Here is a 25,257-nt window from a genome sequence, read left to right on the forward strand (position 1 = left end):
CACCTTTAAAACCGCTTCTGTTGTAAGTTCACCCAATCGATATCCTCGTAGGTTTGCTTGCAATGCTTGATTGCTTCGAACACGTTCCGTTTTAAATTCAGCAAGATATAAAAACCGGCTATCTCAGAATAAGCGTAGTCAGATAAATCCAACTCACTAAAAAAATCTTCCAGTTTATCTTCGAATGTTTGGTAATCCTGACTGTATTGGTCGAATACGGAGTCGAGTTCTTGTGTTGCTTGGTGGCTGGCTAAAGCGCCCGCCATCAAAGGAATGATGGAATCGCGGTGTTGTTGGCGAAGTTGAGTAATCAGCGGATTGGTCATCAACTTTTTCTCGGCGGCCATTAAGATGTTGATGTGATTACTGAGTACATCACACGCTTTGCTAAACGCGCCAATCGCTTCTGGCGTGGTTTTGTCAAAGTGTTTGTGGTTGATTTTCGAACCCCACACCTTGAGCTTTTTCGATGAAACGTTGAGCGTCACCAAGTGCAAGGCCCGTTTGAGCGGCGTAATAATCGAGCTGGACTGCTTCTGATAGGAGTCAAACAGATCCCGAGTGTGCCTAAAATAGCGCTCTTTTATGGTCAAAAAGAGGTGTTCTGGTCGTGAGCTAAACGGGAAGTAGTGCGCGAAAATGATCATGAACACCACCATGTAGAACAGCAGCATGATCGTCATGAGGATCCCGAAGTGATAGAACATGTTGTTGTCTAAACCGAGAACAAACAAGCCCACCATGTAGAAAATCGTCACTGGCCCGTTAAACAGATAAAAGCCGATAAAGGTGTAGATAAAGATAAACAGGCCAAGTTCTAATCCGAGATCCAATTGCGGAAGAATGAAGACGTAAGAAGGTACCGCGAACAAGAAGCCGAAAGTGAACAGCACAAGTAACAATATCGGGTGCACAGGTACGAACGACAGCAAAGACATAAACATGGTCGAGAAGACCACGAACGAGTAGCCGCCTGGTGGATTGAAATAAATCCAAATCAGTCCAGCAACCCAATAAGTGACAAAGGTTTTGACCGCAGTTTTAAAGTTTTCTGCGTCCCACCATAGAAACTTGCCTTTCGGTTTCGGCAGTGGCACGTCAAAGGAGACATTGTTCGTCACAGAGTCAATACAGCTAATGCTCTCCGCTAAACGCGACAAATTTTGATGCATCAGCTCCAACAGGTGACCAAGCGTAAGCGCAGAGCCTTTCTCTAGGTGCGCTGCGTTTTCTAGCAACGCTTGGTTGTATTTGACTTTGAATTCCTGAGCACGATAAGCGGGCTCTTTTTCGTCCCAGACTTGTTGGCAGGTATCAAATAGCGCGTCAATTTCCGCCACGGCTTGATCAAAGTTGCTGATGCTTTCACGGTCTTGCTGGTGGCTAAAGTGGCTGTGCGCCGCGACGGTCAATTGTTGCGTTACCTGCTTGTTCAAATGAAGCGCCAAGCGCCACTCTTTCATGTAGGCCGACACGTCACTGCATTCCACACTGACCGTAGCAAAGCGCTGTTCGAGCGCATTTTGGGCGGCAAACATCTGTTCGATGAGAGTGTCCACGCTAGGTTGTGGCTCTTCAGCTTCTGGATTTTCTTCTCCGCCTTCTTGAGGAGAGATTTGCCCTGCCGATTTTTGCTCGAAATTTTGCAAGATAGCGGTGAACAACGCGCGTTGTGCTTGGTTGAGTTGTTCGATGAGCTGTCTTAGGTTTTGTTCTGTTTTGGTCGGGAATAAGAAAGTCCCCACGAGTGTGTAAACCACCACCCCAAACACCGTCATATAGGCGCGGTCAACGCCATAAAGAAACGCACCTTCTGCGTCACCGCCATTGGACATCATCAGTGTCATCACACCGGTCAGCATGAGTAGCGTAGGATCTTTTTGATAGGCATTACGGAAGTAAAAAATGAAAGAGACCACAACCGACACGCTCAGCATGTACAGCAAGCGATCTTGAGCAAACAACCCCACCAGTAACAAGCCAACCACGGCACCAACCAATGTACCTAACACGCGTAAGGTACCTTTGGCGAGGGATTCACGACGACTGCCTGTGGATGCAATCAGCATCACTGTGGTTGCGGCCGTCGATGCTTGCGGCCAACCCATGGCATACGGGATCAGATAAGCCAGAGTTAGGCTAAGCGATACTTTAATAGCGAATTTTATTTTGTCGTTCATAGTGTCAAAGTTTGCTCAGGCTTATCGTTATAAGTTGATGAATTTCTTATATGAATAATCAGAATCTTGTTCTGAATAAATTCGGGGGGCGGAATATAGCGGGTGAAAAAGTGTGCTTTGTAAACCCTTTGTCAAAACAAAAAGTGCGTATTTGGCTTGATCTCGTGCTAGCCCTTGGCGTTATTGGTGAAACGCCTAAAACGAGCAAATTCGCGATCTGTGATGATTCTCACTTTTGAAACAAAATCGCTGCATTGTGTGAGCCAATTCTCACCTTATATTCTTCGCCTGGTACCAAAGCAGACCACTTGTACCATCTGCAATGAGCTTTAATGCTTTAAAAAGCATAGATGATGAATGGGTACTTGAGAGGGAAAGTTATTACTTTTTATCGGCTTGCCGATTGTTCGTTTGTTTTTTTGGATCGAGATAAAAAAACCAAAGCGATCCCACCAAGAATGATGCCGCTGGTTAAAAGAATATGCAGTGAAAGAGGCTCGTGGAGTACGATGCTGCCGAGTAGCAAAGCAATGGCTGGCACGGAAAGTTGGCTGGCGGCGGCTTGAAGCAAAGAGAGCTTAAGTACGACTTGGTACCAAAGCGTATAACCAAGGCCAGAGGCAATGGCACCAGATGCGATAGCGAGCAACACTCCGCTCAAAGAAAGGTGGATTGAGGACAGCATCAATGGTGATAGGAGTATGCCAATTATAGATGCAGCGATGAATCCCCACGTGATGCCACTACTTGGAGAAGGCGCTTGTTTGCCGAGCGCAGTAAACGCAGCCCAGCAAACGCCAGAAATCAACATGAGAAGTGCAGAACTGATATCGGGGCGAGTGGCAGATGGCAACATTAACCAAACAAAGCCAACAATCGAAAGGCCGATACCGATGATTTCGAGAAACTGAAAGCGCTCACCTTGCCACCAATAGATTGCCAGTAACGTCAGTTGCACGGCACCAAACAAAAGCAAAGCACCGGTTCCTGTCGCCAGTTGTAAGTACGCGAAAGAGAAAAGGGCAGCGTAACCAAATAACGCCACGCCAGCAAAAAAGCGAAAGCGAGAAGTTGGCCGATCGGTTTTCCACTGGCCTCTCACGACAAGCATTGCGATTAAGGTAATCGCGCCAGATATCAATCGAACGAGCGTGAAGCTTCCTGCATCAATTAACCCTTCTGCCAAGGCAATTCGACACAATAATGAATTGGCAGCGAACGCCAGCATTGCAATGGCAGTGAGTAAAAAGGTCGACATCCTTGATCCTTAGCGTGTAAATGAACAGCTAGTGTAGATCCAAAAGAACATTTTTATTAGTTGATAAAGTGATTAGTTATAGCTATCAGAGCAAGAAAGTCATTAAAAATAACCAGAGAAAACCTGACCTTAGCCTGAGTCTTACTGTGGTTGGGAAGGTTGTTTGTACAATGACTTAATGGTGTTTTTCAACCATAGCAATTTGGGATTGTACGCATTGCGTTTATGCCAAATCATGGTAAATGGAATCAGTAACTTGTCTTGTTGAGCTTGGTCTAATGGAATTGGCAAGCACACCAAATCGAGATGCAGCTTTTCTGTGTAACTTTTGCAATAGTGCGGCGCGGTGGTGATCATGTCATGCGTCGGCTGCGCTGCCATAAAAAGAGATTGCTCAAAGTTGGACATCGTCAGCCCGATAGAGCGCTGTAGCCCTAGTTCCGTTAATACTTCATCCAACGCCCAAGTTTCACTTTTTTCCCAAACAATATTGATGTGTTGGTAGCTCAGAAAGGTCTCGAGATTCCACTCTTGCTGTAATGCCGGATGATCTTTATGTAAATACACCATCGGCAGGTCATAAAATAGAATCTCAAAATCCAAGAAATAAGGCAGAAGATCCAACGACTCTTTCGATCTAGGGTGGCTTTCTCGGCCGGTAAAACCGATATCCGCCTCGCCTCGAATGATGGCGTCGAGTGAGTCGTAATCCCAGTTACTGGTTTTTACTTTCGCTTCAGGGTATCGCTGGTGGATAGCGACGATGAGTCTGTCCAGCATTGTGAGCACTAATGGCGACTCAATCGTGATATCAAAACGCACTCCTTTAGGCGTAATATCGCTGCGTTTTTCTGCAATCTGGCAGCCAATTTGCAGCCATTCTGCAAGATCTTGCTCCATGCTTTGCGCCAAGGGCGTTGGCGCAAGACCTTTAGGTGTTTTGACAAACAAAGGATCATCGAACCAATGACGAAGTTTGTTGAGCGACTTACTTACGGTAGAGGGCGTAACGTTCAGCTTTTTCGAGGCTTTCGAGACGCTTTGCTCTTGCAACAATAATTGCAGAGTGAACAGTAAGTTTAAATCAAGTCGCGCTAGGGATTTCTTCATAATGGGTATCGTGAACAGGCTTTGGAATCAATAGTATTAGAGCAAGGCTGATTACGCTACCTAGCACTAAGATAAACACCAACATATTCAGTGCAGTAACGCCGATGAAACCCATAAACCAAATATAGAACGCGGAACTACAAACTTGAGCAATGCCCAGTAACGAGCTTGCCACGCCAGCTTGTTGAGAGAATGGGCTGAGCGCTTGGCTCATGGCCACGCCAAAGCCACAAGCGAAGCCTGCGCAAATCAGCCCAAGTCCGAACACATAGTAAAAAGGTTGTCCATCATGGAAATGGGCTGCACTGAGCACGATGGCTGAACAAACGAGCAATCCTTGAGAGCTCATCATTAAGGTTCGCTGCTTGAAAATCCCCAATGCCAATGGCGCCGAGAACGAAATCAACATACTGATCGTCGCAGTCCCCGCCATGATGGAAGAATAGCCACCGCGATCAAAACCAAGCATACTCATCACAACAATTGGTGAAGCGTTAACAAAGGTCAGGATGGTGGTCACTCCAAGTGCAGTAATGATCAGCCTACTGATAAAAAATCGCTCGAAGAAAGTCTCTTGATGGCTCTCTGGCGTTGTCTGTTCTTCACATTGTTGGCTGGGTAGTGATTCCTTGAGAACAAAAATGGCCAATACACTGACGAGAATGCCCATTCCTGCCATCGTGGTAAACAAACTCGGCCAAGGAAATTTCAGCATAATCAAGTGACCAATCACGGGTGCGATCACTGGAATGATACAGGTGATGCCATTGAGCATCGACAATACTTTCGCGCGGCGTTCATCGTCTAACGTGTCGCGTAAAATCGCGAACGCGACGACATAGCAAGATCCAGCACCGATGCCTTGGCAAAAGCGAGCAATCAAGAAAGCGTTTGGTTGTTCAGCCATTCCGCCGAGAAAAGACGCGAGCACGAAGATCATCGCGCCGACGACGGCAACAGGCTTTCGTCCCACAGAGTCTGCAATTTTCCCCGCGAATAACATGGTGGTAGCCATGCCAGCTAAATAGATCGAAAACGCAATATGCAACTGAGATTCACTGGCGTTGAGATCTGACGCAATTTGAGGCAAACCAACAAGATACAAATCAATGGCAGTAGGGTAGAGTAAAACGAGTGCAAAACTACAAAGTAAAAAACGGGACATGGAAACCTCTCTATCGAATGGCGAGGATAATAGAGTGCTAAACGTTTGCCTGCGAGTGGGAAATACGACACTAGGTATTTCTATTTACGACATACCCTGTATGAATTGAGCATAAAAACAACAAGGAAGATTATGATTACTATTGAAAAGTATTCGCCTGAGCGACATGAACACACTTGCGAACTTAGCGTGCTAGAAGAGCAATCGCAGTTTACGGTCGCGGATGTGGGTGAAATGCTTACACGTCTTGAACCCGCAGAGCTTCCGCATCTGATTCTGGCGGACGATGACGTGGTTGGCTTTTTTCTATTTGATGCTGCTTACAGCGAGAAATACGATTTTTGCCCGAAAAACAGTTTAGGCGTACGTGCTTTGCTGGTGGATCACCGTCATCAAGGCAAAGGCATCGCCAAGCAAGCCATTCAACAGTTTGCCGATTTCGCCAAACGCCATTATCCCGAGTTTGATGCGCTTTATCTCACTGTGAATTGCCGCAACATACCCGCTTATCAGTGCTATTTAAAATCAGGGTTTGAAGATACCAATGAGCTTTACCACGGCGGCCCAGTTGGACCGCAGCACATTATGAGACAGCCGCTTTAGCTATGAAAAACCAAGGATGGATATATGAGAATTGAAATCGACAATTTAGAACGGCCGCAAGTGATTGCGATGTTGGAAGGACATTTACAGGACATGCACGCTACATCGCCACCAGAAAGCGTGCATGCGTTAGATTTAGATAAGCTCAAAGCGCCAGAAGTGACATTTTGGACCGGATGGAAAGGTGAGCAACTGCTTGGGTGTGCGGCGATTAAAGAGTTGGATGACCAACACGCGGAGCTGAAATCCATGCGCACCACGCCTACGGCAAGAAACCAAGGTGTGGCATCTCAATTATTGATTCATGTGATTGAGCAAGCGAAGCAAAAAGGTTTGCAGCGCTTGAGTTTAGAAACGGGCTCGATGGAGTTTTTTAAACCAGCGCGCCTGTTGTATGAAAAGCATGGCTTTGTGTACTGCGAGCCGTTCGGGGATTACGAACTCGATCCGAACAGTCAATTCATGACCCTAGAACTGAGCTAGGGCCATGAATTTTTAGAAGCTAAATCCAATCGATTTAGAAATTCAGATTCAAGTTGATGGTTGGCGACAAGAGGCTTGAACGCTCGTCAGCCAATCGCTTTCTCTTCTCTTTCAGTCTCTTGGCATTATCTTTGTCTGGATTGCCATCAAGCTGATTATCGATGACCGAGATTTCAGTATCGATTTGTTGGATGCGTTGCTGGCGTTGATATTCTTGATGACCTAACTGGTAGTTCTCAATAAACTCTTTGCTGCTGCATACACCGTAATATTCTTTGCCTTCGATACCGACAGTGTACCCATTGTCTGGTGAGCAATATTGGATAGTGCCTTTATCAAAGCCTTCTTTCCATTTCGCTCGGTCGGGTGTCACACCCGCTTCACCACAGTCTTCGGTATAGCTATTGATAATGTTTGGATCGTTGCCGTCTCGGCCATCTTGATAACCTACCTTGTACCAGTTTGCCGTTTTGCACTCATCCGGAGACATGCTGGCGCAACCTGAGAGCAAAGTCAGTAAAGCCAGGGGGATTAGCGCTCTTTTCATCAGTGACTGTCCTTTAAATAAAATCGAATTGATAACTTGAGTTTAAAATGAACACTGTTCATATCAATGGTTGAAATCATTGTATTCACAATTGTGGTGACTCATTAATCTAAGTGATAAATTTATTATGCTGAATAGAAGTGTGTTTGATTAGTATTATCCACGAACTGCGCCTTTGCTGCATCAATCCACTAGCCTTGGCCCCAAATTAAGTGATAATACCAACATAAAGATAAACACCGTCAATGAGGCTAAGACATTGAGCGAACAACCCACCGTCCTTATTATCGAGGATGAATCTGCTATCGCAGAGAACCTGATTCATGTATTAGAGATGGATGGCTACCACGCAGAGTGGTTTACAACAGCAGGAGAGGGCTTAGCTTTTTTGCAGCACAACTCCGCAGCGTTACTTGTCTTAGACGTAGGCTTACCGGATGGCAATGGTTTTGAATTATGCAAAACCATCCGTGAGTTTTCTGATATTCCCATAATCTTTCTCACCGCAAGAAGCGATGAAATTGATCGCGTAGTCGGTTTGGAAATTGGCGCGGATGATTACGTGACTAAGCCATTTAGCCCGCGCGAAATGTTGGCTCGCATTAAACTTCGAATCAAAGCTAAAGCGCCAATGATGGAGGACAAACCAGAGCCTGTAGCTGTTCCAGAACAACCTCATTTGAACCATGATTTAGTTGCGCAGAACTTCGACTACGGTGTTGGCGGGCAAATGCTTGGGTTAACTGCGGTCGAATTTAAGATTCTCGATAAACTGATTTCTGTCTCTTCCAATGTATTGAGCCGAGAGCAACTTATGGTCGCTGCTGACATGGCGCCGGAAGCTGCGTACGAGCGCAATATTGATACCCACATCAAAGCCATTCGCCATAAGTTGAAGCCGTTTGAGATGTCTGAACGCATCTGTACCAAGCGTGGCTTTGGTTACTTTTACTGCATTAAAGGTGAATGATGAATCGCTGGCCGAAGATCCCTCTTGGACTCAGACTGTTTTTTCTCTACTTCATCTTAGTCGGAATGACGGCTTACATGGTGAGCAAAACGGTCGTCCAAGAACTTAAGCCAACCGTGCGCCAAACCACCGAAGAGACGCTGGTGGATATGGCGAACTTGCTTGCGGTATTGGCGGAAGAAGACGTTGCAAACGGAAAGTTGTCTGAGAGTCGCTTCTCCAAACTACTAGCGGCTTATGGGCAGCGAGAGCCTCAAGCGCGCATTTGGGAAATTGGCAAAAAAGCGATTAACCATCGAATTTACATTACCGATAAACAAGGCATTGTGATTGCGGATTCTTGGCAGCAAGACGTAGGCAAAGACTACTCGCAATGGAACGATGTATATCTCACGTTGCGTGGTCAATACGGCGCGCGCAGTACCATCGAAGACCCGAAAGATCCGCTCTCAACCGTTATGCACGTGGCTGCGCCCATTTACCACAAAGGTGAAATCATTGGCAGCGTGACGGTGGCAAAATCCAATCGCTCAGTACAACCCTTCATCGATCTTTCTAAACGCAATGTGCTGTTTTGGATGGTGTGGATGAGTGGTTTAGTGCTATTGGCAGGGGCATTGTTTGCTTGGCGAATTCACTCAGCACTGAACAAGCTAGAAGACTACGCGACCAAAATGGGTGAAGGTGAAAAGGTCTCTAAGCCGACATTTCGTATCTTTTATGAGTACGGCACGCTAAGCGACGCATTAGAGAAGATGCGCAATCAACTCGATGGTAAACAATATGTGGAAGAGTACGTACAGACGCTGACTCATGAGCTGAAAAGCCCGTTATCAGCGATTAAAGGCGCGAGTGAAATATTGCAAATGCCGTTGCCTGCAGAAAAGGTCACGCGCTTTGCTGGCAACATTGAGCGAGAAAGCGACCGCATGCAGTCATTGATTGATAAGTTGCTCGAACTTGCTCGTCTTGAAAAGCGCCCCGAGCTAGAGCAAGTCGAAGCTATCTCGCTAAAACAAATGGTCAATGAAGTGGTTGAATCGGCGGATGCGCGCTTGAGTGCAAAGTCGGTGATTGCCAACATCCAAATTGATGACCATCTCGCCGTGCTTGGTGATGCCTTCTTACTGAAACAAGCCGTTTTTAACTTGATGGACAATGCGCTGGATTTTGTTGATTCGGAGGGATGCATTGAATGGAAAGCTGAGGTCGCGAAAGAGAAAATGTGCCTGTCGATTTTCAATTCAGGTCCTCACATTCCCGACTACGCGATGTCGCGTTTGACGGAACGCTTCTACTCCCTCGCTCGGGAAAATGGCGTTAAGAGCACTGGGCTCGGGCTGAATTTTGTTGAGCAAGTGATCAAGCTGCACAAAGGTCAGTTGCAAGTCGAAAACGTCGATGCTGGCGTGAAAGTGACCCTGATTTTACCAACTCCATAGAAACTCCACATTAGCTCCATTCGTTCTCCAAATTGCTGATTTAGATTACTCCCATCAGCAAATGGAGAATGAAACATGAAAAAGATCCTCAATAACCAACTCGGCACGAAGTTCGCCTTCGTGCTGTTTTTGTTTGTCTTACTGCAAATCCCGCTTTCAATGGTCACAGGGCTGATCTCAGAACGCTCATATCGCCAAGATGAAGTCAGAAACGACATCGCACGCAGCAGCAGCGGCGAACAGCGCATCATTGGTCCATTCATCATGGTTAATTACACCGAAACCAGTTACCGAGATGACAAAGTACAGATTAAAGAGCGTCGTAAATTTCTTTTACCTAGCACTTTTGATATGAGCGCGAATCTGGACAGTTTTGAAAAGTACCGAGGCATTTACCGCGCGCGTTTATACAAAGCACAAGTGGCACTGAAAGGCACTTTTGATGCAGACGAACTCGCGGCGTTGCAGGGGCTTGATATTGACAACATGAGCCTAGTCGTTGGCATTGAAGACAGCCGTGGATTGATTCGTTTGGATGACATGACCATGGCGAGCTCTGATATCGAAGTCGCACCGGGAACGGGGTTAAATCAGTTACCACAAGGCTTCCACAGTGATCTGACACTTGCAGACCTAAACCCAGCAAAACCTTTGGTATTCGATCTTAACTTCTTGCTACAAGGGATGGGACAGCTTCAAGTCACACCAATTGGCAGTCAAACAACAGTGGAGCTCTCTTCAACATGGGCGCATCCAAGCTTTATCGGTGATTACTTACCGGTGTCATCAGAAGTATCTGAAGATGGATTTAACGCGCAATGGGCGAGCAACAACTTCTCAACCAATATCGCGCAGCTGTTCCAAAGCTGTTTGTCATCGAATCACGCTTGTCACGAGCTTGAACAGCGACAAATGGGCGTAGATTTGATTGACCCCGTTGATCACTATTTGAAGTCTCACCGAGCTGTGAACTATTCACTGTTGGTTATCACATTAGTATTTGCGAGTTTCTTCTTACTGGAGCTGTTCCAAGCGCGTCCGGTTCACCCAGTGCAATACGGCTTTATTGGTCTGGCTTTAGCGCTTTTCTATCTGTTGTTGATTTCGATGAGTGAACACCTCGGCTTTAACTGGGCGTATGTGGTGTCGGCAATCGCCTCGACGGGACTTTTAAGTGTGTACGTGAGCGGTATGTTGAGCAACACCAAGCACGGCGCGGTATTCGGAGCGTGTTTGCTCACTCTCTACGGATTACTGTTTGGCTTGCTACAAGCAGAAAGCTACGCATTGGTTATGGGGACATTGCTGTGTTTCGCGATTTTGAGCTTCACTATGGTTATTACACGCAACATCGACTGGTACGCACGAAATAAGAAAGCGGAAGAAAGCGCAAAGGCGAATCATGAAGATGTTTAAACGAGCAATTCTCACTGGGCAGCCAAGCAATATGGTGGAAGAAACGTCTGCTATCCGCCTGCAATTTTCTGCAAAAAATGGACTCAAAAGCTTGGTGTGTTTTATCGCATTGGTCGTTATCGCGCTCTATGTTCGAGACAGCTTTATTCGTCCGACAGTTGGTGATGTTCTCGTTGTGGTTTGGCTCTACTACTTTCTTGCAAGCTTGTTCTCCATGCCCGTTAACTGGCTGGTTTCACTGGTGGTGTTGATTGCGTTTGCTGTTGAGTTAGGGCAATTGTTACAGGTCGCGGTTTGGCTTGGTATCGAATCTTCATCGCCTCTGGCTGTGATTTTGGGCGCCACATTTGATTGGAAAGATCTGCTGGCTTACTGCATCGGGGGTCTACTGTGTTGGTGGATGGAAAAGAAATGAAAACCGAGATGAAAGCCATTGCGCTACCAAACCGACTCCGCCATTCCAAACGAGGTATTCGTAAAAGGATCAAAATCAGTTTACTAAAGCGCGTGTACCTTTGGTCACTGACCAATAGAGAACTACTGTAGCGCTACTTCTCTATCTGAAATACAAAAGGGAAACTTAACTCACCGGCGCACAGGGTGAGTTAAGATTCCCTTTATTGTTAACTATGAAGTCTAGCTGCTATTTTTAATTAGCTTTCAAATGAAAGCTTCTCGCCGAACGTCTCTTTCCAGTCTTTATCGAACTGTTCAACCGCCGGTTTTACTGCTGGATGTGCGAACATTTGTGCCGCCACATCAGTTGGCAATGTAATGGCTTCGATGCCCAGTTTCATCACCTCCATCGCTTGTTGAGTATTCTTGAAACTGGCTGCCAAAATCTTCGCTGGTAGTTGGTTTTGATCGAGCAACAATTGAAGATCCGCGACCACTTCAACACCGTTGCCGTTCATCGTATCAATGCGGTTTACGTAAGGTGCTAGGTAGTCTGCACCGCACAGTGCTGCAAGGAAACCTTGTTGAGCTGAATAGATAGCGGTAGCAAGAACCTGAATTCCCTCTTTTTTCATTAGCTTAATTGCAGCTAAGCCTGTTTCTGTTGCTGGCACTTTTACCACCATGTCGTAAGGCAATTCATTCAATTGGCGTGCTTCTTCCACCATGCCTTCGACGGTTGAACTCACTACTTGAGCGTGAAAGCGAGGTGTCCCGCCAAGTGCTTCTTGCATGCCTGCTAGGGTTTCATTCAGTCCCTGTTTTGACTTCGCCAAAATGCTTGGGTTTGTCGTCACGCCTTTTAGCGGTAGGCACTGGTTAAAGCGTTTTACTTCTGCCACATCAGCAGTATCTAAATAAAGTTCAATCATGGTTTCTACCTTAAACAAAATCTTCGTTTTGATGATGGGATCACTATAGATCTGACAATCGAACGAGATCTTGATTTTGATCAATTGAAATTTCATTTGAAACTATAATAATTTCATTAAATGAAGGCTAAGTGAAACTTGTAAACGCTCAAATGAAGCTTTCAGTTAGAAAACAGAAAAGCCGCTCATAAGACTTAACCAGCAAGAAACGGATTAAGTACACAGCGGTAGCACAGACCAAGAGGCAAGCAGAGATGTATTTCAATATTCAACGATTCTCTACCCATGATGGCGATGGCATTCGTTCCATTCTTTTTCTTAAAGGATGCAGCTTGTCTTGTCCTTGGTGTCAAAACCCAGAAAGTCGCAGCGAAAAGCACTCACTGTTGTTTGATCAGCGAAGCTGCATGGAAGATTGCCAACTGTGCGTTTCTGCTTATCAAGCCACAACTCAATCTACAGCGGATAGTGAAACGGTGGGTGATGGTATTCAACGTATCGACAACCAGATCATCATCAATCGCAAAGCCATCAAAGAAGACCAACTGATCGCGCTGCGAGACGTCTGTCCTACGCAAGCACTGACTGTCTGCGGTGAAGAGGCGAAATCAGACATGTTGTTCGACACCTTGATGAAAGACAAACCTTTCTACGACCAAAGCCAAGGTGGCGTGACTTTCTCCGGTGGTGAGCCACTCATGCAAGCCGATTTGGTAGCAGAACTCGCACAGCGTCTGCATGACAACCAAGTCTCTACCGCTATTGAATCGTGCATGCATGTGCCGTGGAAGAACGTCGAAAAAGCCGCGCCGCATATCGATTGCTGGTTGGCGGATTTAAAACACACCGACGAAGAAAAGTTTCTTAGCTGGGCGAAAGGTTCACTAAAACGCATCAAAGACAATTTCCGAAAACTGGCACCTATCGCGAAACGCATTGTGATTCGCGTTCCCGTGGTGCCGGGGTTCAATGACACCATCGAAGAGTTGAAAGACATCATCGATTTTGCGGCTTCACTAGAAAGCTGCCAAGAACTTCACTTGCTGCCGTACCACACGCTCGGCATCAATAAATACCGTTTGCTCGATATGCCTTACGAGTGTTCTGACAAGCCATTAAACAAACCAGAACTGCTAGAAAGCGCCATGCAATACGCAAGCGAAAACACCCAACTTAACGTGATTGTAAGAGGTTAACTATGGACCTAAATTACCTTCCTGAGCGTATCAAAGCGCACAAATCGGCACTGGTAAATATCGTTACGCCACCTGTCTGTACCGAGCGTGCAGAGGCATACACTCGTGCTTATCAAGCAAACGAAGACAAACCTGTGATTGTCCAACGTGCACTAGCACTGCAAGAGCACTTACGCACTCGTACGATTTGGATTAAACACGATGAATTGATCGTCGGTAACCAAGCGAGCAAAGTGCGCGCTGCGCCTATTTTCCCAGAATACACTGTACGTTGGATTGAAGCGGAAATTGATGAGCTAGCCGACCGTCCTGGTGCAGGCTTTGCTGTTACTGAAGAAGATAAGCAAAGCATTCACAGCATCACACCGTATTGGCGTGGTAAAACCGTTCAAGACCGTTGTTATGGCTTGTTCACTGATGAGCAGCAAGAAATCTTAGCCAGCACCATCATTAAAGCCGAAGGCAACATGACTTCGGGTGACGCGCACCTAGCGGTGGATAACGAGAAAATCCTTAAGCTAGGCATGAACGGTTTGCTAGAGGATGTTCGTCAGCACCGTGCTAACAATGATGTTTCGACCTTTGAAGGCTTGAAGAAAGAGCAGTTCTACAAGTCGGTCGAAATCGTGCTGCTTGCGATTCAAGACCACATAGTGAGCTACTCTGAATTGGCGGCAAAAATGGCGTTAGAAGAGACGCGCCCGCTACGCAAAGCTGAGTTAGAAAGCATTGCGGCAAACTGTCGTCATGTCGCGAGCCACGCACCAGAAAACTTCTGGCAAGCACTGCAGTTGAGCTACTTTGTTCAGTTGATGCTACAAATCGAATCGAATGGTCACTCGGTTTCTTTCGGTCGTATGGACCAATTCCTAAACGAATTTTATGTTCGCGATATCGAAAACAGCGCTATTGAAAAAGACTTTGCACTAGAGCTTTTACAAAGCTGCTGGTTGAAGCTGCTTGAAGTAAACAAGATTCGCTCTGGCGCGCACTCAAAAGCATCGGCAGGTTCTCCGCTGTACCAAAACGTGTGTATCGGCGGTCAGAAGTTGAATGAAAAGGGTGAGCCTGAAGACGCAGTGAATCCACTTTCTTGGGCGATTCTGGAATCTTGCGGTCAGTTACGTTCGACGCAACCTAACTTGAGTGTGCGCTACCACGAAGGTTTGAACCAAGAGTTCTTAATGGGTTGTATCGAAGTGATTAAATGTGGCTTCGGTATGCCAGCGTTCAACAACGATGAGATTGTTATTCCTGAATTCATCAAGCTTGGCGTAGAGAAAGAAGACGCGTACAACTACGCATCTATCGGCTGTATCGAGACCGCAGTTCCGGGCAAATGGGGTTACCGTTGTACGGGCATGAGCTTCATTAACTTCGCTCGTATCCTGCTCGCTTCATTGAACGAAGGTGTGGATGCAACAACGGGTAAAGCCTTCTTGCCGCACGATAAGTCATTAGCAAAAGGTAACTTTGAGAACTTTGAGCAAGTGACGGCTTCTTGGGCAGAGCAAATCCGCTACTACACCCGTAAATCGATTGAGATTGATACAGTCGTCGACAGCGTGCTTGAACAGCAAGCACAAGACATCTTCTGTTCAACGCTGGTGGATGACTGTTTGGCTCGCGGTAAAACCGTGAAAGAAGGCGGCGCGAAATACGATTGGGTATCTGGCTTGCAAGTCGGTATCGCGAACTTGGGTAACAGCCTAGCTGCCATCAAGCACCTTGTTTTCGATGATGCGCAAATCACCCAGCCCCTTATCTCACAACAACAGCTAGCAAAAGCATTAGCAGAAGATTTCGATGGCATGGAGAACGAACAGCTTCGCCAACGTCTTATCAACTTTGCACCAAAATACGGTAACGATGATGACGCGGTAGACCAACTATTGGCAGACGCGTACCAAGTGTACATTGATGAGCTAGAGCAGTTTGTTAATACGCGTCATGGGCGTGGTCCAATTGGCGGCGGTTACTACGCAGGTACATCAAGTATCTCGGCAAACGTCCCATTTGGTGCTTCAACCATGGCAACGCCAGACGGCCGCAAAGCGAAAACGCCATTGGCAGAAGGTGCAAGCCCGTCGTCTGGCTCAGACCGTTTAGGTCCAACAGCTGTGTACAACTCGGTCGGTAAGATCCAAGCGAATAAGATCTTGGGTGGCGTGCTGCTTAACCAGAAGTTAAGCCCGGCGGCGGTTGAGTCTGAAGGGGATAAGCTCAAGCTCTCTATGTTGATTCGCACCTTCTTCAACCACCACAAAGGCTGGCACGTGCAGTACAACATCGTCTCTCGTGAGACCTTGCTAGCTGCGAAGAAGAACCCGGAGCAATATCGTGATCTTGTTGTGCGAGTTGCAGGCTACTCAGCCTTCTTCACCGCGCTATCACCAGATGCGCAAGACGACATCATCGCACGTACTGAGCACGAGCTGTAAGTACACTCACTAACTAAAACGAAAGGCACCGATTGGTGCCTTTCGTTTGAATACTTAATCCGCAAATGACTATACCTGACCGCATTAAAGCTTGTGCAAAATGGTCACGCATTTCTTCGTGATGCTGTCGTACTCTTTCGTCATGTAAGCGGTAGTGATCGCGCCCTCTTTCATGATGCAAATGGCATCAAGTAATGCAGCGTTGTCTGATTTGAGATAGCGTTGAATTAGCTCTCTGACTTGCTGCTTATGGTAGCGGCAATACGTTGCGATCTCGCCACTGTCGTCACTGAATTCCGCGGACGTATTGATGAAAAAGCAACCGCGAAACTCGCCCAACTTTTCTTCAGAGCCATGAAACCAGCCGTTGAGTGCTGTAAATAACTGATCGATCACCTCCGCGCTCGTTTGTGCTGAAGAAAGCTTTTCCTCCAACCATTCCATAAATATTTGGTGGCGTTGTTCTAATGCGGCGATGATAAGCGCTTCTTTGCTCTCAAAATGGTTATATAGCGTGCGTTTAGCCACGCCGGAAACATTGAGAACTTCATTGATGCCAATAGAGTTTATGCCTTGTTTGTAAAACAGTGACAAAGCTGTGTCGATCAATAACTGTTTCTTTTTGTTCATAACTATGTCCTCAAAAAGTTCCATAAACACATATTGACAAAGGTAGACAGATTTGTCTATTTTATTTTGTAGACAATTCGGTCTACTTTGAGGTGTTTATGAATAATTTAATTTTATCGTTGGTTGCCGGGCTTGGCGCTACGTTGGCTATTGGCGTATTGTCCTACGCTGAGGTATCACTGACGGAGGTTGTACTCCTGATGGCACCATTTGGTGCTACCGCAGTACTGGTGTTTGGGGTGCCAGGCAGCCCTCTTGCTCAACCCAAAAACGTGATCATTGGTCACTTCATCACGGCCTCTATCGGTATTGCGTTTAGCCAGTATGTTGATGTCACGCCGGTCACGCTCGCGATTGCGACGGGGCTGGGTGTGTCTGCGATGCTGATTACGAAGACCACTCATCCACCTGCGGGTGCAAATCCAATTTTGATCATGGCGTCTGGGCAGGGATGGAGTTTTCTCTTCACGCCTGTCCTGATTGGCGCGATAGTGATTGTTCTGGTCGGTAAAGGGTTACAGTTGCTACAAAGTCAGTACTTAAACCCTCGACTGAATGGTCAGAAGACCTAGTCGGATTGTAGTTAGAGCCGCGAAAGGGAGTGATCTCTTTTGCGGTTTTATCTTTTGTCGTTTTGCAAAAACAAAATCTGATTCTCTCTTGGTATTCAGTCGTATACATCAACATGGTAGTTAAATTGGTACAATGCGATGAACAGAATCCACCCTAAGAAACTATTGCACAGTAAATGGACGGCAATTTCACCTAAAAACAAAGAGAAGCATTTTGTCGTGACGGAAATGGAACTAGATGAAGATGGTAACGTTGTGAGATGTGTCATCGAGGCAGTCATGAGTAAACGCGACCGAGAGATGAACTGGCAAGACCTAAAAGACTCTGAGCAATGGATGCAAGGGTGGAAGTGAGTGACGCTTCGTTGTTGGGCGAATCAAGCAGAAACGTGTGTTGCGAGTAGGCAAAAGTGGTGCTATCTGATACGTTGATAAATCGTTCTAACGCCCACTCAAAGGATTAATTATGATTGATTTCGACAATTCCTCTGTATTTAAGCTTAAGCCGATTGACGTTTCTAATGCCAGAGAAGACTTCCTTAAGTTCTTGATTGATGGTGAGACTATTTTCGCTGCTTTTAAAACAGTTCGTGACCAAGTGGTGTTTACGAACAAGCGAGTGATAGCGGCAAATGTGCAAGGGATTACCGGCTCAAAAGTGGATTACACTTCTTTGCCTTACAGTAAGATCAATGCATTTTCTATCGAGACCTCTGGTACTTTTGATTTGGATTGTGAAATCGAGTTCTTCATGAGTGAGGTGGGAAGAGTGCGTTTTGAAATTAAAGGCTCGTTTGATTTGATTTCTTTCAACCGTATGGTTAGTGAGTATGTACTAGGTTAAGGGATTAGAAATGAGAGCTTCGCTGAGAGACAAAATTATAGAGATCTGTGACAAAAAGATCGCGAGTAAAGGTGAATTGGTTGGTCTCTCTTTTTATGCGTTTTTCGCTAATAAAAATGATGACCCAGAGCTGTTGATGGAAGCGGCTACGTGGTGGATTCAGACTCATCAGCTCGACCACTTCGAAAAAGCAGTAAAAATAAAATCAATGGTCGAGTCGGGGAGCTAAATTAAAAAAAAGAAGTAAAGAAAGCAGACAAATGCTAATAACGTTGCGGACAAAACAGGGTAGATAATGTAAGAGTCCTGCTTGTTGGTTCGTTGAAAGCATAGCGAAACAAGTAAGACGTTATAAACAACAAGTAACAAGCTGATCATGGTTCCGCTGTTTAGTGTCATACTTGATAGCTGAGTTAAGAAAAACGCCAATAAAAGGTAATCGAAGACAATGAGCCATAAAAAGGCTTTCTTTAGTAAGTCGCTTTTTCTTTTTTCGGATGATGTTATGTGCATATAGAACTCAACTAAAAAGTCACAGTAACAGAGGCTTTGGTTAGAGAGGTCACCATCAGAGTGGTGACCTTTTAAGATTATAATTCTTGAATTTTTACTTCGCTGGTGGCGGTATCGCCGGAGTAATTGATGACTTCTTGACGAATGACTGGTTGGTTGAATTCAGCCTTCTCTTTCGCTTTTTGCAGTTCGCTTTCTTGGTGGTTGCCAAAAAGGGTCTCAAGCACTTTAGCGGCAGGAGTCGCTAAAACAAACAGCTCAATACGACGGTTTTCGCTAGAATCTGGCTCATCAGGATTAAGCAGCGCTCTATCTGACATACCCGTTACCTGCATTACTCTATCATCCGGCATACCGCCTTCAACTAACGTATTTCTTGCTACGTCTGCTCGAGAGGCTGATAACGCCCAGTTAGATTGACGACCAAAACGCTTTTTAAATGGAATTGCATCTGTGTGTCCGCTGATGATCAGAGGGTTGTTAACACGATGAAATACAGGTGCTAGTGCGAGCAGTAAATCTTCAAAAAAAGGAGTAAGTTCTGCACCACCACGGCTGAACATATGCTGTTTGTAATCATCTTGAAGGACGATACGCAAACCTTGTGGTGTCACCGTGACGTTTACATTTCCCTGCGCATTAATTTGGGCAGTCATTTGCTCAATTACTTTCGCTAGTGCGGCAAGTTGCTCTTGAGTATCGAAGTTACCAGGAATCAAAGAATCAATTTCTGGTCCATCCCCATCACCTTTAAAGTAAGAGCTTACTACATGGTTGGAGTTGTGTTTACTTGGCACAGAAGAGTCCTGTGCCAAGTCGATAGGAGAAATACTTTGTGACGTATCAAATGGGTTGCCGTAACTCTTGTCGAATACGCTTGAACTATGCAAGTGGGCAACAATCGCTTTACGCTCTTCTTTGTCTACCACCTGCATAACCCAAAGTACAAGAAACAGCGCCATTAGGGCGATCATGAAGTCAGCAAACGCGACTTTCCACGCGCCGCCATGAGACGACTCATCATGGCTGTATACTTTGGCACGTTTGAACACTACATGCTCTTGTTTTTGCATTATCCCTCCTGTTCAGCTAACCACTTCTCCATTTGGTTGAATGTTGGTTTGATGTCTAGCTGAATATGTTTACGACCAGCGTCAATGGCGAGCAATGTCGGCTTTTTCGCTACGTAGGCAACCAAGGTTGCACGAACGCACTCAAAAGCAGTCATATTACGTTTTACTCGCTGAGCCATGGCGTTACTTAGTGGATCTAAGCCACAGTAACAACCGAAAATACCAATGAATGTACCAACGAGAGCTGCCGCAACGTGATACCCAATCATAGCGATTGAGCCATCAATAGCTTGCATGGTGATAATGATGCCACCAACTGCTGCAAGAATACCGAAGCCAGGTAGTGCTTCTGCTGTACGCTGTAGTGAGCGTGAAGGTAAAAGCATTTCGTTCTGTATTGCTTCGATTTCTTGCTCTAGCAGTCCCTCTAATTCATGAGGCGACATCTGTCCCATTGCCATTAAACGTAAATTGTCAGTAATGAAAGAAATTAGGCGATGATCTTCTGCGATCGTCGGGTAAGCGAGGAACATAGAGCTTTGCTCCGGAGCCTCAATATGAGAATCCAGAAACTTGTATCCGCGGTTTCTCGCTGTCTCTAGCAAGTTGTTGAGTAGTGCCATTAATTCCATGTAGTACTCATGCTCTTCTGTTGGACCTTTAATGGTCGCTGGCACTTGGCGACGCATTTCTTTCAGTACATGAGGCGGATTACCGATGATCAAAGAACCAGCAGCGGCGCCAATAATGATAAGGAATTCGGCTGGCTGCCAGATAGCACCTAAGCTACCACCGGCCCACATATATCCACCGAAGACGCACACCAGGATAGTGAGCACTCCAAAAAACTTTTGCATCTTGTGACTCCTAAGAGGACATTAATTGGTTGAGTTGTTTCAGCGCTTGTTTGTGAAGCTGACATATACGAGGTGGTGTCAGATCCAATACCAGAGCTATTTCGTGTAAGTTGAGTTCATGTTGATAGAACAGAGTCAGGAGCAGTTGATCGCGCTTAGGTAATTTACCCAAAGCACTGTCTAAACTACGACGAATATGTTCATGTTCCATGCCATCGTATTGCCCGCCAATGTAGCTATCACCGCTGCTCTCCATCAGTTGGTCAAGGCTTTGCATCTCGCCTGCGAGAGCGGCATTTTGGCGGTTGTAATAATCTTGCTCATTCGTCCCTAAAGCCTGGATGATTTCGGCATCCGTTGGCATTCGACCTAACGTTCGAGTGAGATCTCGAGTCACGTCGTTGAGCTCGTGGGCTTGTTGACGAGTCTTACGTGAACGCCAATCTAGTCGGCGTAATTCGTCTAAAATAGCTCCCCGAACTCGACAAACGGCGAAAGCAGGAAAGTGAGGATCGTCAACATCGCCATATCGGCGTCCAGCCTCGACTAGAGCGATAAGGCCTATCTGCTGCATATCTTCAATACTACAGTGAGAAGTGGCATGAACGCGCAGCTGGTTAACTACGCGTTTTACCATGACCTGATGACGTTGTAGCAATGCGTTTTCATCAATTGGTCGTGACGGTGTTGTCACTTCCTCTTCTGTGGTGTAAGTGTCTTGTACATTCATGTCTAACATGGTTGTGCTCCGTTATTGCACAACATATTTAGTCAACAAAACATCGTCGATTTCTCGGACGATGTCTGTTTTAGCAAAAGCGAGTAGAAGCGTTTGCTTTACTTCGTCTTGCAGAATATCGATGGCACCCGCTTGCTGTAACTGATCAAACGTTTTGTCGCTAAACAGTTTTAATAGAGAGTTTTGTACCATAGGCATGTATTCATCGATCTCTTTGATACGCTCTGGACGGCGTGTCTCAATTGCCAGTTCTAGCATCACAAAGTGAGTCTGTTTCTTGCCTTTAACGGTCAAAACGACTTTGTCCAAAGGATGGAAGCTAGGACCTTTACTTGTCGGTTGTTCTGTGACCAAAAAAGACAGTGGAGAGTCTTCGATCAGTGAACCAGAGTCAGGTGACTCTTGAGCGTGTTTGTTTAAGTACCAGATTCCGCCCATAATTGTGACGGCCGAAACGAGGGCACTGGTGATGATCATGGCGATAAACAGGGCGATCATTTGTTGTTTGGTCATAACCTTTTTCCTCGAAGATTCACTAAGCTTGAGTGCTTAGCCAGTGTTCTGAATAGTTAGTTGTTGTCGTGGTTTGGAATGCACCAGATTCTCGTGCGGCGAAAATATTGGCGTCTTCTTCGTTTGCATGTGGGTCATTTCGACCTTGGTTTTGATCAGAGCCAACATTGACATCGACATGAACGAAGTTTTGCTCTTGTAACTCAGTACGCAATCGTTCCGAAACTTGCATTAAAGCTTCTCGTGTTGCTGCGGCATTGGCGTTGATGTGGACACTCAATCGGTCACCTTCAACACGTACAAGTAAATCCAATTTCCCTAAGTCTGGTGGGTCTAGGCGGATTTTTGCTTCTTGTACATTTTGTTGAGCTTGGAGCGTCACGCGATCATGTAATACTTGCATCATTTGCTCCCCCCACTTTCCGGCAGTGGTATCAACACGCACCGCTGCCCACTCAGAGCCTTGAGCTTGAACATGACTCGTCGCAACCGGTGAATGTGCAGATTGTGTTGTAGGAGCTTGTGCTTGAAGTAGAGATGCGGTTGGTTGCCCTTGAACAGGTTGATTCAAAAGAGTTTGAAACTCAGCACCGGAGATAGGCAAACGCGAACTCGATGAAGTCGGCAGACTTTGCTTCACATCTTGTTTTGATGATGTGTTTAACATAGCGTTAGACGAATCTTGAGTAACAGACTTAACTTCGCTCGCAGTCATTAAAGATGACGCTTTTCCTAGTTTCTCAGCCTGCTTCTCTGCCATGGTAATCATACCCTGGGTTAAAGCTTGAGCTTGCGCTGCAAGATCAGTCGATTCTGTTAACCCTGGTGTACTGGTCAAGTTGGCATCCGGATCTGAAGCTGAGCGGTCATCAGTCTCAAAACCATGACTTTGTACTTTGTTTGCGTTGTTCAAAGTAGAGGCCGTAAGGTGAAAACTCGGTACCGCTGACGCAGAGTTAAAGTCTTGCTCACCATTCTGCTTGTTCCCTGATTTAAAACCATGAGAAAAGCCGTGTACCGAGTTCGCTTGCTTGATGTGACCCTCATTGTTAGCTGGCGAATTACCCGAGTGCTGAGTTGAAGAAGGTATGATCATTGAGTTAGCTCCATGGTCATTGCTAATTGATAGGCCATAGCGCGTTCTTGATGGTCATTGACCATGTTCATCTCTTTTTTCAACTCGTTGGTCGACTTCTCTAATACTGCGAAGGCATTAGCGTGCACTGTTTTCGCTCGCTGGATTTCAGGTGCAAGCTTAGGATCTTTCAAAAAAGGCTTGTGACTGATCAAAAGCTCTCGCAACTGCAAGTCGTACCGCTTGAGCGCATGCCAATCGGCCGTTTTTGCGGCGAACTGGATGAGCTGAGATAAATGACGGAATCGCTCTGGCGATACTTTATGCTTGTTGTCCAAAATTCATCCAACCTTCACGAATGTTACCCATTACACGCTCAACGTTAACCAAGCGATTTGCATCGTTTTGCACGCTAGCGTAATAAAGTTCGACTTGGCAGAAGTCATAAAGCTGGCGTAGGTTTTCCGCAATTTCACCGCCGTTTTCATCATCTAGAGCACTTGTTAGTCCAATCAAGATGTTCATGCATTTGTTGATTCCATTCCCTTTCTCGGCCAAACGATTTGCGGCTAGGTGGCCGCGAATACGTTCAACTTCATCGAGTAGGCCATCGATTAACATGATGACTAATTGGTGTGGATTTGCTGCTGCCGCTTGAGCGTCGAGATCGACTTGTTGGTACGAATCGTAACCAGAATCCATAAGCATGAATATTTCTCCTAAATTTGGAACCAAATGTCTTATTTTTGAGCATTAAACATGGACATGGTTTGGTTCATTTGGGTCATAATTGAATTCATTTGAGTGAATTGTTTGAGATAGCGGTTGTACGACATTTCGTACTTACGCTCTAAATTGGTTTGTTTATCTTTGATTCGGTCTAAGCTTGACTGTATTGCGTCTTTACGCGTGCTGAAGGTACCTGATGAGAACTTCAAGAAAGGCTCTACCATCGCGTCAAGAGAATCTAGCAAAGCGTCATCCCCATTAAACAACGCCTCTAAGCCTGCGCTATTTGTTTGTTGAGCTTCTTTGAACTTTTCTTGATCAACTTTCATTTTACCGTTGCGGTCTAGGCTCACGCCGATTTCGCTTAGGCGCATACCATTGTGTTCACCTCGGATTAACCCCGTTAACTGACTCTCAATAGAACGCAATGTCGAGTCGCTAGCGAGCACGCCGCGTTTCTGATCTTCACCGCCAATTTGGGTGTACTGATCGATAGTCGAAACAAGGGCATTGTAGGTTTCCACAAACTTATCTAGTTGTTCTTTAGTGCCTTCGCTATCAGCTCCGATTTTTAAGCCGATTGGCGAATCTCCCGCGGCTTGCGGTTTAGATACGGTAATGTCAACACCGTCGATGACACCTTCAAAAGTATTACTTGCGTTGGTTAGTTTCAGGCCTGAGTCTTTTGCACCTAGCCACATAACCGCATCTTGCGGAGCGTTAATTTGCTTGAGGTTGGTGAAGGCGTCTTCAAACCACGCTTGGCCAGTACCCGTTGCAGATACGTTGATCTTATTTTCGACACCAGTCTCAGTGCTCGATAGCATAAAGTGTGTTTGACCATTCGAGCGAACTAGAGTGGCGTTAACGCCAGGGTTATCCGTGTGATTGTTAATCGCACTGGCTAAATCACTGATCGTTGCAGTGCCGTCACCATTAACATCAACGGAGGACAAGTCTAGAGTCATTGTTTCACCGTTGATGGTGAATTCTAAAGATCCAGTTGTTGGTACTTCTGTCGTCGCCTCAAGGTCTGCAGGCATTCCTGTAGATACTTGATGCGCCGTTGCCACTTTTTCTACAAAAATCTGATAGTTACCCGTTAGCGCTTTAGCATCCGCGTTTGCAGTAAAGTTACCTTCTTGAGAGAGTGTCGCACTGTTTTTGATGATGCTGTTTGTGCTGTTATTCATCTCTTTCATTGCAGTACGAAAATCACGTAGTGCGCTTTCAACTTTATTAAAAGCTGACAGTTGTGACTGGTACACATTAGCTTGCGCTTGGTAACGGTTTTTGAATGGGTTTGTGTCCAATTGTGCGAATTGGGTTGCCATTTTTACTGGGTCTAAAGAACTCATGAGGTGTGCTCCTCTCATCTCTTATTGGCTTGAATACTTTGAATGCTACGCCTTAGTTTAATTATCAGTGGCAAGATGCGTGCCGTATATTAAATTCAATTAAAACAAAGGTTTAAAGCTATTTTGTTTTCTTGGGAGGAAGTGGTGTTTCCACCTTGTTTGTTCCGCCTTCCTCCATGGAAAAAGTAATTTCCTTATAAGAAAAGGCGACCTAA

28 protein-coding genes are annotated in these 25,257 nt (G+C 45.8%); 12 read left to right on the forward strand and 16 right to left on the reverse strand.

All coding sequences use genetic code 11. The annotated features are described in order from the left end of the window. Positions 1-5 precede the first annotated feature (5 nt). From R7P67_RS01430 to R7P67_RS01445, 4 genes are all read right to left on the reverse strand, one after another. The gene (locus tag R7P67_RS01430) at positions 6-2,180 is read right to left on the reverse strand and encodes an FUSC family protein (protein WP_318085856.1); all 2,175 of its coding nucleotides are present in this window, start codon (positions 2,178-2,180) and stop codon (positions 6-8) included. A gap of 388 nt (positions 2,181-2,568) precedes the next feature. Continuing rightward, positions 2,569-3,438, reverse strand: coding sequence for a DMT family transporter (locus R7P67_RS01435; protein ID WP_047102389.1), 870 nt, complete (start codon positions 3,436-3,438; stop codon positions 2,569-2,571). Positions 3,439-3,579: 141 nt separating this feature from the next. Further along, positions 3,580-4,548, reverse strand: coding sequence for an HTH-type transcriptional regulator YidZ (gene yidZ, locus R7P67_RS01440; RefSeq protein WP_047102388.1), 969 nt, complete (start codon positions 4,546-4,548; stop codon positions 3,580-3,582). Continuing rightward, entirely contained in the window at positions 4,523-5,713 is a 1,191-nt protein-coding gene (locus tag R7P67_RS01445; RefSeq protein ID WP_005386919.1) for an MFS transporter, read from the reverse strand. The genes yidZ and R7P67_RS01445 overlap by 26 nt, the downstream gene beginning before the upstream one ends. 132 nt (positions 5,714-5,845) lie before the next feature. On the opposite strand from R7P67_RS01445, the gene R7P67_RS01450 reads away from it, so the two are divergent. Together R7P67_RS01450 and R7P67_RS01455 are read left to right on the forward strand one after the other, a co-directional pair. Further along, entirely contained in the window at positions 5,846-6,316 is a 471-nt protein-coding gene (locus R7P67_RS01450) for a GNAT family N-acetyltransferase (RefSeq protein WP_154204026.1), read from the forward strand. A 24-nt stretch (positions 6,317-6,340) separates the two neighbouring features. Next, the gene (locus R7P67_RS01455; RefSeq protein WP_154204025.1) at positions 6,341-6,799 is read left to right on the forward strand and encodes a GNAT family N-acetyltransferase; all 459 of its coding nucleotides are present in this window, start codon (positions 6,341-6,343) and stop codon (positions 6,797-6,799) included. 34 nt (positions 6,800-6,833) lie between these two features. Here R7P67_RS01455 and R7P67_RS01460 read toward each other — a convergent pair whose 3' ends face one another. Further along, positions 6,834-7,346, reverse strand: a complete 513-nt coding sequence (locus R7P67_RS01460) for a DUF2799 domain-containing protein (protein WP_064369607.1) — start codon at positions 7,344-7,346, stop codon at positions 6,834-6,836. Positions 7,347-7,605: 259 nt separating this feature from the next. Between R7P67_RS01460 and R7P67_RS01465 the strand changes: the two genes are divergently transcribed. From R7P67_RS01465 to R7P67_RS01480, 4 genes are all read left to right on the forward strand, one after another. Beyond that, entirely contained in the window at positions 7,606-8,316 is a 711-nt protein-coding gene (locus R7P67_RS01465; RefSeq protein ID WP_053307945.1) for a response regulator, read from the forward strand. Then, positions 8,316-9,758 (forward strand): two-component system sensor histidine kinase CreC, encoded by a 1,443-nt coding sequence (creC, locus tag R7P67_RS01470; protein ID WP_137283156.1) that lies wholly within the window; start codon positions 8,316-8,318, stop codon positions 9,756-9,758. Before R7P67_RS01465 ends, creC begins: the two co-directional genes overlap by 1 nt. A gap of 75 nt (positions 9,759-9,833) precedes the next feature. After that, a complete protein-coding gene (gene creD, locus R7P67_RS01475) occupies positions 9,834-11,174 on the forward strand; it encodes a cell envelope integrity protein CreD (protein ID WP_137283014.1) in 1,341 nt (446 codons plus the stop codon). Then, the gene (locus R7P67_RS01480; protein WP_053303880.1) at positions 11,161-11,589 is read left to right on the forward strand and encodes a DUF2809 domain-containing protein; all 429 of its coding nucleotides are present in this window, start codon (positions 11,161-11,163) and stop codon (positions 11,587-11,589) included. Before creD ends, R7P67_RS01480 begins: the two co-directional genes overlap by 14 nt. Before the next feature lie 238 nt (positions 11,590-11,827). Here the strand turns inward: R7P67_RS01480 and R7P67_RS01485 are convergent, their stop codons facing one another. Beyond that, the gene (locus R7P67_RS01485; RefSeq protein ID WP_318085857.1) at positions 11,828-12,502 is read right to left on the reverse strand and encodes a fructose-6-phosphate aldolase; all 675 of its coding nucleotides are present in this window, start codon (positions 12,500-12,502) and stop codon (positions 11,828-11,830) included. A 254-nt stretch (positions 12,503-12,756) separates the two neighbouring features. Between R7P67_RS01485 and R7P67_RS01490 the strand changes: the two genes are divergently transcribed. Beyond that, positions 12,757-13,698: a glycyl-radical enzyme activating protein gene (locus R7P67_RS01490; RefSeq protein WP_318085858.1), complete on the forward strand. Its 942-nt coding sequence runs from the start codon at positions 12,757-12,759 to the stop codon at positions 13,696-13,698. 2 nt (positions 13,699-13,700) lie between these two features. After that, complete coding sequence (locus tag R7P67_RS01495) at positions 13,701-16,139, forward strand: formate C-acetyltransferase/glycerol dehydratase family glycyl radical enzyme (RefSeq protein ID WP_318085859.1); 2,439 nt, start codon at positions 13,701-13,703, stop codon at positions 16,137-16,139. An 84-nt stretch (positions 16,140-16,223) separates the two neighbouring features. Here R7P67_RS01495 and R7P67_RS01500 read toward each other — a convergent pair whose 3' ends face one another. Further along, positions 16,224-16,769, reverse strand: coding sequence for a TetR/AcrR family transcriptional regulator (locus R7P67_RS01500; RefSeq protein ID WP_262653263.1), 546 nt, complete (start codon positions 16,767-16,769; stop codon positions 16,224-16,226). Positions 16,770-16,867: 98 nt separating this feature from the next. On the opposite strand from R7P67_RS01500, the gene R7P67_RS01505 reads away from it, so the two are divergent. The 4 genes from R7P67_RS01505 to R7P67_RS01520 all read left to right on the forward strand — a co-directional run bounded on the left by R7P67_RS01505 (position 16,868) and on the right by R7P67_RS01520 (position 18,414). Next, positions 16,868-17,341 (forward strand): HPP family protein, encoded by a 474-nt coding sequence (locus tag R7P67_RS01505; protein ID WP_064369614.1) that lies wholly within the window; start codon positions 16,868-16,870, stop codon positions 17,339-17,341. A gap of 138 nt (positions 17,342-17,479) precedes the next feature. Then, complete coding sequence (locus tag R7P67_RS01510) at positions 17,480-17,695, forward strand: TIGR02450 family Trp-rich protein (protein ID WP_005374999.1); 216 nt, start codon at positions 17,480-17,482, stop codon at positions 17,693-17,695. A 112-nt stretch (positions 17,696-17,807) separates the two neighbouring features. Then, the gene (locus tag R7P67_RS01515; RefSeq protein ID WP_005386881.1) at positions 17,808-18,185 is read left to right on the forward strand and encodes a PH domain-containing protein; all 378 of its coding nucleotides are present in this window, start codon (positions 17,808-17,810) and stop codon (positions 18,183-18,185) included. Positions 18,186-18,195: 10 nt separating this feature from the next. Next, positions 18,196-18,414 carry a DUF6500 family protein gene (locus R7P67_RS01520; RefSeq protein ID WP_065275490.1) on the forward strand — a complete coding sequence of 73 codons (219 nt, stop codon included), beginning with the start codon at positions 18,196-18,198 and terminating at the stop codon, positions 18,412-18,414. On the opposite strand, the gene R7P67_RS01525 is transcribed toward R7P67_RS01520, so the two are convergent. The 9 genes from R7P67_RS01525 to fliD form a co-directional block, all read right to left on the reverse strand. Further along, complete coding sequence (locus R7P67_RS01525; protein WP_005375002.1) at positions 18,411-18,698, reverse strand: hypothetical protein; 288 nt, start codon at positions 18,696-18,698, stop codon at positions 18,411-18,413. The genes R7P67_RS01520 and R7P67_RS01525 overlap by 4 nt on opposite strands. Before the next feature lie 77 nt (positions 18,699-18,775). Continuing rightward, a complete protein-coding gene (locus R7P67_RS01530; protein ID WP_262653265.1) occupies positions 18,776-19,771 on the reverse strand; it encodes a flagellar motor protein MotB in 996 nt (331 codons plus the stop codon). After that, on the reverse strand, positions 19,771-20,628 hold the full coding sequence (gene motA / locus R7P67_RS01535; protein ID WP_005375006.1) for a flagellar motor stator protein MotA: 858 nt from the start codon (positions 20,626-20,628) through the stop codon (positions 19,771-19,773). Before motA ends, R7P67_RS01530 begins: the two co-directional genes overlap by 1 nt. A gap of 10 nt (positions 20,629-20,638) precedes the next feature. Next, a complete protein-coding gene (locus tag R7P67_RS01540) occupies positions 20,639-21,367 on the reverse strand; it encodes a FliA/WhiG family RNA polymerase sigma factor (protein ID WP_005375008.1) in 729 nt (242 codons plus the stop codon). A gap of 12 nt (positions 21,368-21,379) precedes the next feature. Further along, on the reverse strand, positions 21,380-21,880 hold the full coding sequence (gene fliL / locus R7P67_RS01545) for a flagellar basal body-associated protein FliL (protein ID WP_005375011.1): 501 nt from the start codon (positions 21,878-21,880) through the stop codon (positions 21,380-21,382). A 22-nt stretch (positions 21,881-21,902) separates the two neighbouring features. After that, positions 21,903-22,976 (reverse strand): flagellar hook-length control protein FliK, encoded by a 1,074-nt coding sequence (locus R7P67_RS01550; RefSeq protein WP_318085860.1) that lies wholly within the window; start codon positions 22,974-22,976, stop codon positions 21,903-21,905. Further along, on the reverse strand, positions 22,973-23,293 hold the full coding sequence (locus R7P67_RS01555; protein ID WP_005375013.1) for a hypothetical protein: 321 nt from the start codon (positions 23,291-23,293) through the stop codon (positions 22,973-22,975). Before R7P67_RS01555 ends, R7P67_RS01550 begins: the two co-directional genes overlap by 4 nt. Further along, complete coding sequence (gene fliS / locus R7P67_RS01560; RefSeq protein ID WP_005375014.1) at positions 23,277-23,663, reverse strand: flagellar export chaperone FliS; 387 nt, start codon at positions 23,661-23,663, stop codon at positions 23,277-23,279. Before fliS ends, R7P67_RS01555 begins: the two co-directional genes overlap by 17 nt. Before the next feature lie 32 nt (positions 23,664-23,695). Continuing rightward, entirely contained in the window at positions 23,696-25,042 is a 1,347-nt protein-coding gene (fliD, locus tag R7P67_RS01565) for a flagellar filament capping protein FliD (protein ID WP_031781075.1), read from the reverse strand. Positions 25,043-25,257: the final 215 nt, after the last annotated feature.

The organism is Vibrio sp. Vb0937, assembly GCF_033338855.1.

Bases quoted from the DNA above. Each gene is read 5' to 3' on its own strand.
- R7P67_RS01430 (WP_318085856.1), bottom strand. From the start codon at position 2,180: ATGAACGACAAAATAAAATTCGCTATTAAAGTATCGCTTAGCCTAACT.
- R7P67_RS01505 (WP_064369614.1), top strand. From the start codon at position 16,868: ATGAATAATTTAATTTTATCGTTGGTTGCCGGGCTTGGCGCTACGTTG.
- R7P67_RS01515 (WP_005386881.1), top strand. From the start codon at position 17,808: ATGATTGATTTCGACAATTCCTCTGTATTTAAGCTTAAGCCGATTGAC.
- creC (WP_137283156.1), top strand. From the start codon at position 8,316: ATGAATCGCTGGCCGAAGATCCCTCTTGGACTCAGACTGTTTTTTCTC.
- R7P67_RS01445 (WP_005386919.1), bottom strand. From the start codon at position 5,713: ATGTCCCGTTTTTTACTTTGTAGTTTTGCACTCGTTTTACTCTACCCT.
- R7P67_RS01460 (WP_064369607.1), bottom strand. From the start codon at position 7,346: ATGAAAAGAGCGCTAATCCCCCTGGCTTTACTGACTTTGCTCTCAGGT.
- motA (WP_005375006.1), bottom strand. From the start codon at position 20,628: ATGCAAAAGTTTTTTGGAGTGCTCACTATCCTGGTGTGCGTCTTCGGT.
- R7P67_RS01510 (WP_005374999.1), top strand. From the start codon at position 17,480: ATGAACAGAATCCACCCTAAGAAACTATTGCACAGTAAATGGACGGCA.
- R7P67_RS01540 (WP_005375008.1), bottom strand. From the start codon at position 21,367: ATGTTAGACATGAATGTACAAGACACTTACACCACAGAAGAGGAAGTG.
- R7P67_RS01530 (WP_262653265.1), bottom strand. From the start codon at position 19,771: ATGCAAAAACAAGAGCATGTAGTGTTCAAACGTGCCAAAGTATACAGC.
- R7P67_RS01455 (WP_154204025.1), top strand. From the start codon at position 6,341: ATGAGAATTGAAATCGACAATTTAGAACGGCCGCAAGTGATTGCGATG.
- R7P67_RS01520 (WP_065275490.1), top strand. From the start codon at position 18,196: ATGAGAGCTTCGCTGAGAGACAAAATTATAGAGATCTGTGACAAAAAG.
- R7P67_RS01485 (WP_318085857.1), bottom strand. From the start codon at position 12,502: ATGATTGAACTTTATTTAGATACTGCTGATGTGGCAGAAGTAAAACGC.
- R7P67_RS01500 (WP_262653263.1), bottom strand. From the start codon at position 16,769: ATGAACAAAAAGAAACAGTTATTGATCGACACAGCTTTGTCACTGTTT.
- fliD (WP_031781075.1), bottom strand. From the start codon at position 25,042: ATGAGTTCTTTAGACCCAGTAAAAATGGCAACCCAATTCGCACAATTG.
- R7P67_RS01525 (WP_005375002.1), bottom strand. From the start codon at position 18,698: ATGCACATAACATCATCCGAAAAAAGAAAAAGCGACTTACTAAAGAAA.
- R7P67_RS01495 (WP_318085859.1), top strand. From the start codon at position 13,701: ATGGACCTAAATTACCTTCCTGAGCGTATCAAAGCGCACAAATCGGCA.
- R7P67_RS01480 (WP_053303880.1), top strand. From the start codon at position 11,161: ATGAAGATGTTTAAACGAGCAATTCTCACTGGGCAGCCAAGCAATATG.
- R7P67_RS01450 (WP_154204026.1), top strand. From the start codon at position 5,846: ATGATTACTATTGAAAAGTATTCGCCTGAGCGACATGAACACACTTGC.
- R7P67_RS01435 (WP_047102389.1), bottom strand. From the start codon at position 3,438: ATGTCGACCTTTTTACTCACTGCCATTGCAATGCTGGCGTTCGCTGCC.
- fliL (WP_005375011.1), bottom strand. From the start codon at position 21,880: ATGACCAAACAACAAATGATCGCCCTGTTTATCGCCATGATCATCACC.
- R7P67_RS01550 (WP_318085860.1), bottom strand. From the start codon at position 22,976: ATGATCATACCTTCTTCAACTCAGCACTCGGGTAATTCGCCAGCTAAC.
- fliS (WP_005375014.1), bottom strand. From the start codon at position 23,663: ATGCTTATGGATTCTGGTTACGATTCGTACCAACAAGTCGATCTCGAC.
- creD (WP_137283014.1), top strand. From the start codon at position 9,834: ATGAAAAAGATCCTCAATAACCAACTCGGCACGAAGTTCGCCTTCGTG.
- R7P67_RS01490 (WP_318085858.1), top strand. From the start codon at position 12,757: ATGTATTTCAATATTCAACGATTCTCTACCCATGATGGCGATGGCATT.
- yidZ (WP_047102388.1), bottom strand. From the start codon at position 4,548: ATGAAGAAATCCCTAGCGCGACTTGATTTAAACTTACTGTTCACTCTG.